Origin of the sequence: Nitrososphaera viennensis EN76, assembly GCF_000698785.1 — an archaeon.
Taxonomy (GTDB): Archaea; Thermoproteota; Nitrososphaeria; order Nitrososphaerales; family Nitrososphaeraceae; genus Nitrososphaera; species Nitrososphaera viennensis.
In genome coordinates, this window is the sequence record NZ_CP007536.1 from 78,750 (window position 1) to 88,254 (window position 9,505).

7 protein-coding genes are annotated in these 9,505 nt (G+C 55.3%); 3 read left to right on the forward strand and 4 right to left on the reverse strand.

The genetic code is table 11. The features are described from left to right. Positions 1-12 precede the first annotated feature (12 nt). From NVIE_RS00465 to NVIE_RS00480, 4 genes are all read right to left on the reverse strand, one after another. The gene (locus NVIE_RS00465) at positions 13-810 is read right to left on the reverse strand and encodes a V4R domain-containing protein (protein ID WP_075053520.1); all 798 of its coding nucleotides are present in this window, start codon (positions 808-810) and stop codon (positions 13-15) included. Between the two features lie 107 nt (positions 811-917). Continuing rightward, on the reverse strand, positions 918-1,109 hold the full coding sequence (locus tag NVIE_RS00470; protein WP_075053521.1) for a hypothetical protein: 192 nt from the start codon (positions 1,107-1,109) through the stop codon (positions 918-920). 97 nt (positions 1,110-1,206) lie between these two features. Then, positions 1,207-1,779: a phage tail fiber protein gene (locus tag NVIE_RS00475; RefSeq protein WP_144239366.1), complete on the reverse strand. Its 573-nt coding sequence runs from the start codon at positions 1,777-1,779 to the stop codon at positions 1,207-1,209. Positions 1,780-1,881: 102 nt separating this feature from the next. Beyond that, the gene (locus tag NVIE_RS00480) at positions 1,882-2,325 is read right to left on the reverse strand and encodes a hypothetical protein (RefSeq protein ID WP_075053523.1); all 444 of its coding nucleotides are present in this window, start codon (positions 2,323-2,325) and stop codon (positions 1,882-1,884) included. A 109-nt stretch (positions 2,326-2,434) separates the two neighbouring features. Here NVIE_RS00480 and NVIE_RS00485 point away from each other — a divergent pair, with 109 nt between their 5' ends. From NVIE_RS00485 to NVIE_RS00495, 3 genes are all read left to right on the forward strand, one after another. Further along, positions 2,435-3,025 (forward strand): hypothetical protein, encoded by a 591-nt coding sequence (locus NVIE_RS00485; protein ID WP_144239367.1) that lies wholly within the window; start codon positions 2,435-2,437, stop codon positions 3,023-3,025. Between the two features lie 270 nt (positions 3,026-3,295). Then, complete coding sequence (locus tag NVIE_RS00490) at positions 3,296-7,333, forward strand: PKD domain-containing protein (protein ID WP_075053525.1); 4,038 nt, start codon at positions 3,296-3,298, stop codon at positions 7,331-7,333. A 220-nt stretch (positions 7,334-7,553) separates the two neighbouring features. Then, positions 7,554-9,422 carry a calcium-binding protein gene (locus tag NVIE_RS00495; RefSeq protein WP_075053526.1) on the forward strand — a complete coding sequence of 623 codons (1,869 nt, stop codon included), beginning with the start codon at positions 7,554-7,556 and terminating at the stop codon, positions 9,420-9,422. Positions 9,423-9,505: the final 83 nt, after the last annotated feature.

Consider the following 9,505-nt stretch of genomic DNA (forward strand, 5'->3'; position numbering starts at 1 on the left):
TATCTTTAAATCTTAGGGTGTCTTTGTGCCTACGAACAGGCAATGAGGCGCGCCGGTTGCCCTGCATCTGGTCTCTGTGACGCGCCAGCTTCCGCCCATCGAGTGCGCTGCTGCAGCTGCCAGTGCTCCTGCCACAAAGTCGTCCACCGGCGCCTTCTCTGCCACCACCTCTTCTGCCAGGATAGAGTCGTACCACGCGACTTCGATCGCGTTTTCTTCCATGGCGATTATCTCGAACCTCCCCCATCCCTTCAGCTTCCACAGCAGCAGGAACGATTCGATAAAGTCGCTCTGCGTCTTTTTTGCGACTTCGTCGACCAGCTTGTTGACCTCGTTTGCATAGTCCTTGCCCCACTCGTAAAAGAACGCGTGCACTTCCGTGCCGATTATTGATTTTGTGTATTTGTACAGGTTTGACAGCATGGAAGTCGGCATGACCATGACGCGCTTGCCGTCTGCCTCAAAGAGCCTGTTGTTTTCCTCAAGGAGCGACACCGCGTAGTCTTTAAATGTCGCTTCCTCGTCCGACTCGCCTATCTTGTCTGCAAGTATGCCCGCCCTGTCCGACTGGCTCACAAGCTTCCACAGCTTGGCGACTCCGACCTTGCGGCTGGTGATGATGCCGTCCACCTTGAGCATCGACAAATACTTGGACATGGCGCCCTGCGTGATGCCTACGAGTTCTGCGATCCTGGCTCCCGTGAGCCCTTCCGGGTGGCCGTCGAGGACCTTGGCTACTTCTTCCTTGATAAAACCATAGTCCTGCCATCTTCGCCTGGATTGGGCATTCTCTGCATCTGAACTCTGCACGTCGGTCGTATTAAATATAGATTTAAATCCTTTTTAAGAGTTTGCCTTTAAATTCGTGTACAAGAGCAGTATTGGTGTCATCTCAAGCTGCCTGACTGGCAATTATGCTAGGTGCTTCCCTTCAAGCCGAGGTTTTCGTTCAGGTCTAGCGTAAGATTCTTGCCTGTACTTGTAGGTGGCAGGGTGTCGTCGCTGTTGTTGCCGTCCTGCTGGCTTGGGACAAGAGCTATCGCGCCTATAATCGCAGCTACTGCTATTATGCCTGCGACAACCAGCGCGATCGTCAAGCTCTTTTGCATCGTGCAGGCTGCGCCTCTTTGTTATTTAAAAATATGCTGAAACAAATTTTGAAAAAGAAAATAAGGAAAAAAGGGAGACCCGGGCTTTAACTCGTTTTTATGACAGAGTTATTGTCCAGGTGATTGTCAGTTGGTCGCCGCTTGCCAGGCTCACTGCAGTAAAGGTGTTCTCGGCCATCATTGTTCCGCCGGATGAAGCGGTGAAGAGGCCTGCCTTCTGGACGTTGGTGTGTGTTGCAGATGCAGTGAATGTGTTGGAGACGGTGAATGTGTTGGTTCCAGAAGTATGTGCATATGTTCCGCTGGCCCTTGCAAGGCCACCAGAAGTGATCTCGCTTGCCAGTGTTGTATCAGTTGCGGCCGGGGCTGTGCCATCGGTTGTCAGTGCAATGTAGTGTGCGCCTTCTGATGCAAGGCCTGTTGATGCGCCGATCTGCTGTGCAATAAAGTCCTTGCCTGCGTTGGTGATCAGGTTGTGATCCTCGCTGTGGTAGATTTCCTGACCGTCCCTTGTCACGCTAACAACGACGTAACCGTGAGGAGTCAGGCCATCGGTGGTGACGTTTTGAGCTCCAACAAGAGCAGAACTGGGAATCACAAAGACCATCAGTGCGGCCAGTGCGATGCCAGGTACTGCACCCATCAGGAGGCTCTTGTTTGGCTGTGCCATACCACCCCTTAGAACTCTCTATTATTTAAATCTACTTTTAAATTATAGAAGGAAAGACTGTAGTATCTGTATATGGGGACAGACGCTTATAAAGTCCGTGCATTACCCTTCTACTTCAAACATTTTTGTGACGTGCGCTTCCCTGTTGTCGACGAGGTCCTTGAACGTGATGTCGACGGTGTACGCGCCAGCTTTTCCCATGACTTCGCTTCCATAGTCAAACGACCGAGTAAAGTTGTACTGGCCGTGCGTGATGGTCATGAACCTGCAGTCGTCTACCTTTTTGTAGTACGACGCGCGCTGGCCGTCTTGCATAGCTTCAACTTCTAGCGAATGGCAGTTGGAGCCATACCCGTTTGCAGTAACTGCAAAGTTTGCAGTTTCTCCTGCTGCGTATTTCTCCTTCAGGCCGTCAACCTGCAGCGCAATCGGAGTAAAGTACGGTACGGCGATCACGTGCGTCTGCGCAAGCGCGACAAACATCGCAAATACTGCTGCGGCAGCTCCTCCTACTGCTGCAATTGCATGTTGCCTTGTCCGCGACATCGATCTTCAAGCGCTCCCGCCTATTTAATTTCCTTACTTGTTAATTACGGGTAATTCGCATATGGAATTTAAATATAGATTTAAATAATACGAGTTTCTTTTACAGGGCGTGAACCGCAGGCTTGTGCCTATTGTAGCGGCTGCCGGTATTTCAATGATTGTGATAGGGTTTGCCCTGCCGGCGATCGCAAGCATAGTCGCAGGCGGGCGGCAAGCGACAGAAGGTCTAGGCCTCCGGGGAAACGTGGACATGATCCTGTACGACCAGTCCGGAAACGTCAAGGACGAGCGCCACATCGACAACCTCATCGTAAGCGCCGGGGTGGAAGGCGTGGCCTCAAGAATCGCGCCACATGATGGCTCTGTAAACCCTACTGCGCCGTACAACTATATCGCGCTAGGCACAAGCAACACCGCAGTTGACGCAAGCCAGACTGCACTTTCTGCAGAGCTTACAACCGGTGCAAACTATGCGCGCATACAGGACGGAACAGCGATATACTCGACGGCGTCCGGCAACAAGCTCATCCTTTCAGTGACGTTTGGGCCTGGGCAGGCCACGGGCACGCTGCGTGAAAGCGGCATCTTTAATTCTGCAACCGGCGGCAACATGCTTGCAAGGCAGACCTTTGCAGACATTCAAAAGGCCGCCGGCGACACGCTGACGGTCACCTGGACTATTACGTTAAGCCCGACCTAGCCCTTGAATCTGCTGTATGTTTTTGCTGCGTAAAACGTCCTGCAGACTTTTTTTGCGGACGCGTTGACAGCATCATATGATTTACAGCCGGCAGCCGTCGACTTCTTAAGCTTGCCTTCTAGAATCTTGTTACTGGGCTATTCTTCTCGTATGATAGCTCTATAGAATTTTTACTCCTTTTTGGGAGACCTGTTTTCCATTATCACTAAATTTAAGGACAGATTTAAACATACATTTAAATAATAACTTCTATACGGAATACCCGTGACTATGGCCACGGCCGACGGTACAAGAAGAAGCTACGCCACAAAGACGGTATCCGTGATGGTACTTGCAATTCTTGCAACTTCTGCATTTACTACAATAATTCCCGGTGCGGCTTTTGCCGTGACCGACCCGTCTGCGTCGATGAACCTGTGGTCGCCACACTCTGACACGGGCAACGATGGCACCCCGACCAGCACGTTCACCTTCTCTGCTGACGCCACGGCAAGCGCAGGCCTGCAGAGGATAGAATGGGACTTTGACGGCGACGGCGCCGCGGACACCACGACTCCGATTTCCGGCGCACCCAACCACGTCAATGGCGTGACTGCGACTCATATCTATGGCGACGAGAATGTTTTCTGGCCGCAGGTAAGATCCGTCGACATGAACAACGCTGTCTCTGACTGGAACAGGTACAGCGTTGGCGGAAGCGACGTTCCACTTGACGTTTTCTGGCCGCCGCCCATGATAACGATGCTTGCATGGCAGCCATTTACTGCAGACATTGGCACGCCAATTACATTTTCAGCTACTGCCTTTAACGAAGTGGGCGTGCAGCAATTCCACTGGGACTTTGACGGCGACGGAGAGGCAGATGATGCTACCCCTGCAGTGCCATTTGGTGCCCAGGATGCTTCTGGATCCATAACCCATACGTACACTGGCGCAATCTCTGCATTTCCTGCTGTGAGGGCCCTTGACAACGACGGCTTTGTGTCCGAATGGGACGTGTACGACATCAACGGCCAGCCAGTCCAGATAGTGATCGGGAGCTCTTCTGTGCCGACGGCAACCATGAACCAGTGGAATCCCTATTCAGCTTCTGGCTTTGACGGCCTTCCGAACACTTCGTTTACATTTTCTGCGTCAGGCACTGGCGACGCTGGCATCGCCCGCGTCGAGTGGGACTTTAACGGCGACGGCGTCGTCGACGAGACGACTCCCATAAGCGGGTCTCCTACTTCTGTCAATGGCATAACCGCCACACACGTTTACAATAATGCTGGCCAATGGACGCCGCAGGTGAGGGTAGTAGATGTCAACAACCTTCCGTCTCCGTGGGCGGCCTTTATGGTGAGCGGGTCGCCAGTCAGCCTTGATACCTCCGCACCCATGATGAATCCTGTTCTGACCTTTTTGCCCCGCGCGCCTTCTGACATTGGATCCGACGGCAACACTGCGACCGTCTTTACATTCACAACGACATTTAGCAACGTGCCTGTGAGCTTCAAGTGGGACTTTAACGGCGACGGTGTGACCGACGCGACAACGACGCAGCCTACCGCAACTCACACCTATCCTGCCGCCGGCTCATACCTGCCGACCGTTACGGTGGTAGACGAGTGGGGAACAACAGAGCTGGCCTACCCGCTCAATTCTTCCGGCCAGTGGGAAGACGTGGATGTATCGCCGATGGCCCCGACCGCGACCATGAACCAGTGGAGCCCGTACAGCGCTTCAAGCGCCGACGGAGACAAGAACACCGTCTTTACGCTATCTGCAGACGCCACCGCGCCCGGCGGAATCGCCAGTCTTGAATGGGACTTTAACAGCGACGGAACCGTCGATATAACAACACCGGTCTCTGGCGCTCCGCAGTCCGTGACTGCCGTTACTGCGACGTACGTTTACGGCGCAGATGGAAATTACACTCCCAAGGTCAGGGCAGTGGACACGACAGGCCAGACCTCAGCGTGGGACGCTTACAACATTGCCCTCGTGACGCCCGTGCTTGATGTCGTGACGCCAGCGCCAGTAGCCACGATGAACCAGTGGTCGCCGTTTACGTCAACTGGACCCGACGGCTATACCACTACAACCTTTACACTTTCTGCCAACGCGACTTCCGTCGTCGGCATCGACAGGCTCGAATGGGACTTTGACGGAAACGGCAGCGTGGACGCTACAACTGACTTTAATGGAGAAACTTCCGTATCAAGCGCAACCAAGACCCACGTCTACGGCGCGGTAGGAAGCTATACTCCAAAGGTGAGGACTGTCGACACTGACGGCCAATCCTCCGCATGGGACGCCTACAACTCGGGCTCGACAGTTCCGACGCTTGACGTCGCTACCTCGCCTGCAAACAGCGCGCCTGTGGCAAACGCAGGCCCGGACCAGACGGTGGTCCTTGGAAGCACGGTGACGCTTGACGGCACTGGAAGCAGCGACCCTGACTCTGGCGACACGCTGACATACACCTGGTCGCAGAACTCTGGCCCGATATCAGTCGCGCTAAACACTGCAAACCCTGCCAAGCCGACGTTTACGGCGACGCCCGCCGGAACGTACGTGTTTGAGCTGAAGGTCAAGGACAGCATTGGTGCACAGAGCACACCGGACACCATCGTGGTGACAGTCGTGAGCGCGCCCGTGGCCACGCTAGGCCAGTGGAGCCCGTACTCGGCGTCCGGCCCTGACGGCACATCTGCAACAGTCTTTACATTCTCGGCTAACGCTTCTGCCTCTGCAGGCATTGCGCGCCTTGAATGGGACTTTGACGGAAACGGCAGCGTGGACGCAACATCTGCGATAACCGGCGCTCCGACCACCGTAACCGGCGCAACCAAGACCTTTACTTACGGCGCCGACGGCACTTATACTCCAAAGGTGCGCGCGGTGGATGCGGGCAACAACTTGTCTGCATGGGACGCGTTCAACTTGGGAAGCACGATAATCCAGCTTGACGTGGCAACACCGCAGCAGACAGGCGACCTGTACTGCAACGGCAAGACGATCGAGCAGCTGATCGCATCGCACCAGTACAACGTGATTGACAAGAGGAACACTGGTGCCGTCAATATTTACGGGACAAGCGGAAACGACCTGATACTTGGCAACAACCTCTCTAACTACATCGACGGCAAGGGTGGCGACGACTGCATAATCGCCTTTGGAGGCGACGACACAGTTTATGACTATAACGGCGACAGCAGCAACGGCGGCACGGACTGGCTCTACGGTGGCGATGGCAACGACAAGCTGTACGCCCTTAATGGCGATGACTATGTCTATGGCGGAAACGGCAACGACTACATACAGGGCGACGACGGCAACGACAAGCTGTATGGCGAAGCCGGCGACGACACCATCGAAGACTCGCGCGGAAACGACCTCTCTGACGGAGGGCCAGGCACGGACAAGTGCACAGACACCAAGGGTACCAACACGATAATCAACTGCGAGCTGGGACAGCCGCCGGTCGCAACCCTGAACCAGTGGAGCCCGTACAGCGCATCTGGCGCCGACGGCACGCCAACCACCGCGTTCTCGTTCTCTGCTAGCGCCACATCCGTCACAGGAATTGCCAAGTTCGAGTGGGACTTTAAGGGCGATGGGACTGTGGACGCTACGACGCCAGTGACAGGCTCGCCAGCGTCTGCCACTGCTACTGCCACTTTCACCTATAACGCGGCAGGAACATGGACTCCGCAGGTGAGGGCAGTCGATACCTACAACCAGGTCTCCGCCTGGGACGCGTTCAACTCGGGGAGCACGATAATCAAGCTTGATACTGCCAATCCTCAGCCTTCCGGCGACCTCTACTGCAACGGCAAGACTATTGACCAGTTGATAGCAAGCGGCCAGTACAACGTGATTGACAACAGGAACGGCCAGAGAAAGACGCTCAACGGCTCCAACGGCAACGACTTGATACTTGCAAGCAAGTATGGCGACGTGATAAACGCCAAGAAGGGCAACGACTGCGTCATCGGCGGCGCAGGCGACGACATCATCCACGGCCACCAAGGCGACGACCAGATCTACGGCAATGGCGGCAACGACAGGATCTTTGGCGACAGCGGCGATGACAAGCTCTATGGCGGCGCAGGAAACGACGTCATCTATGGCGACAACGGCAACGACGTCATAAACGGCGGCGCAGGAAACGACGACATTAGCGGCGGAAACGGCAATAATACGATCGATGGCAGCGACGGAAACGACGGGTGCGACGATGACCGCGGCCGCAGCAACATGCGCAACATAGAAAGGAACTACCGCAACGACCATCGCGACGACGACCACGGCAATGACTAGGATGCCAAAGCAGCGCAACACACAGACAGAACGTGGGCTTACGCCCCTTCCTTCTTCCTCTTTTATGTGCGTGTGATTTCTATTGTTGTTGAACTACTACTATCTCTCTGCCCTTGGCGTGCTTGAAAGATGCCTATTCCCTGCTCGGCATAAAGTATCTTTTTATGTAATATGCGACTATAATCTTCGATTGGGACGGCGGGATTCTGTTCACAATGCAATGTCACTGGCGCTTTGCATAACGACCGCCCTTACGCTCCTCTTTTCTATCCTTGCTATCCTGCCGTCGCAGGTGGTGACGGCGGCTTCCGGCCCTACTGTGTCGATGAAAATATGGTCTCCCGGCCCGGGCGTGATAAGCGTGGGCACTCCAGTCACTTTCCGGGCGACCGGCGCAGACGACATTGCCGTGCAGGGATTCCAGTGGGACTTTGACGGCGACGGGGAGGCCGACGCCTACTCGCCTGCCGACTCGCCGGGCAGGTCTGCGTCAGGGTCCATAGCGCGCACGTTTTCTGTGCCCATGACTAGCTATCCCGCAGTGAGGACAGTCGACAATGAAGGGTTTGTTTCAGAATGGGACGTTTACGACGTAAACGGCTCGCCGGTCCAGCTCGTGATAGGGAGCTCTGCGCCTCCCAAGGTGACGATGAACCGGTGGAGCCCGTACTCTACAGCAGGACCCGACGGCTCGCCGGCTACTCAATTTACGCTCTCTGCAAGCGCGTCGTCGGATGAGGGGCTGGCAAAACTGGAATGGGACTTTGACGGCGACGGCAAGGCCGATGCAACATCGGAGGTCTCTGGCAAGGCAATTGCCTCGGCCACGATTGCCCATGTGTACGGCTCTCCCGGCTCGTGGGTTCCAAGGGTAAGGGCAGTCGACGTAAACGGCCTGCCGTCGCTATGGGCTGCGTACACTGCCGGGGCAAAACAGGCGACAACAGCAATAACACTGGACGTGGCGATTTCCGAGCTTGCGGCCACCCTGAAATTCTCTCAGGTGGGCGCGCCGGCAAGCACTGGCGCGAACGGCGCGCCTTCCGCAACGTACGCGTTTAGCGCAACTTCAAGCGCAAACGCAACAAGCTATGAATGGGACTTTGACGGCGACGGCAAGATCGACGCGACCACCAGCACTCCGGCGACCCAGCATACCTACAGAAAATATGGGCTGTTCCTGCCCACGGTAACTGTCAAGGACGCGTTTGGCACGCGCGCACTTGCGCTGCCCCTCGATGCAAATGGCAAGCCGGCGTACATTGGCGTGCTCGGCGAGGCGCCAGTTGCACGCATGGGCCAGTGGTCTCCATTCTCTGCAAAAGACCCCGACGGCCAGGCTAACACTGTATTTGTGTTCTCTGCACGCGCGTCAGCGCAGGGCGGCGTGCAAAAGTTCGAGTGGGACTTTGACGGAGACGGCACGGTTGACGCGACCACCACTATCGAGGGCGCGCCAACATCTGCAACTGCGTCTGCAACCCATACTTTTGGCAAGGAAGGAAGCTATACTCCAAAGGTGAGGGCAGTGGACGCGACAAACCAGGTATCGTCTTGGGCTTCTTACGGTGGCGCTGTCCAGCTTGACATAACATCCGGCCAACCCGCGCAGCCAGCAACAGAGAAACCCTCGGCAGAAAAATATTGCGATGGCATGACGATCGAGCAATTGATGGCAAGCGGCAAGTACCACGTTGTCGACAAGAGAAACTCGGTCCAAAAGACAATATTTGGGACGACCGGCGCGGACCTGATAATCGGCTCTGGCGTACAAAACGCGATATACGGCCGGGGTGGCAATGACTGCATAATTACGGGCGGCGGAAACGACTATGTCTTTGGTAACGAAGGCAACGACATAATTTTCGGCAGCGATGAAAGCGACACTATAGACGGCGGGCCTGGCGATGACCTGATTTATGGCATGGCCGGCGACGACAGCATCAAAGCAGGTGCAGGCAATGACAAGGTAAACGGCGGTCTTGGCAACGACACGATCGACGGCGGCGCGGGCAGCGACTGGTGCTATGGCGGAGGAGGCGGCAACGACAAAGCTGTCAACTGCGAAACTTCCACGCCGTTTGACTGACAAGCTTTCTTGTCTAATCTTTTTCTATAAGCAGATACGTTAAGAGCACGTTTATGCCCTTTTTCGGGAAAAACAAGCGTGCT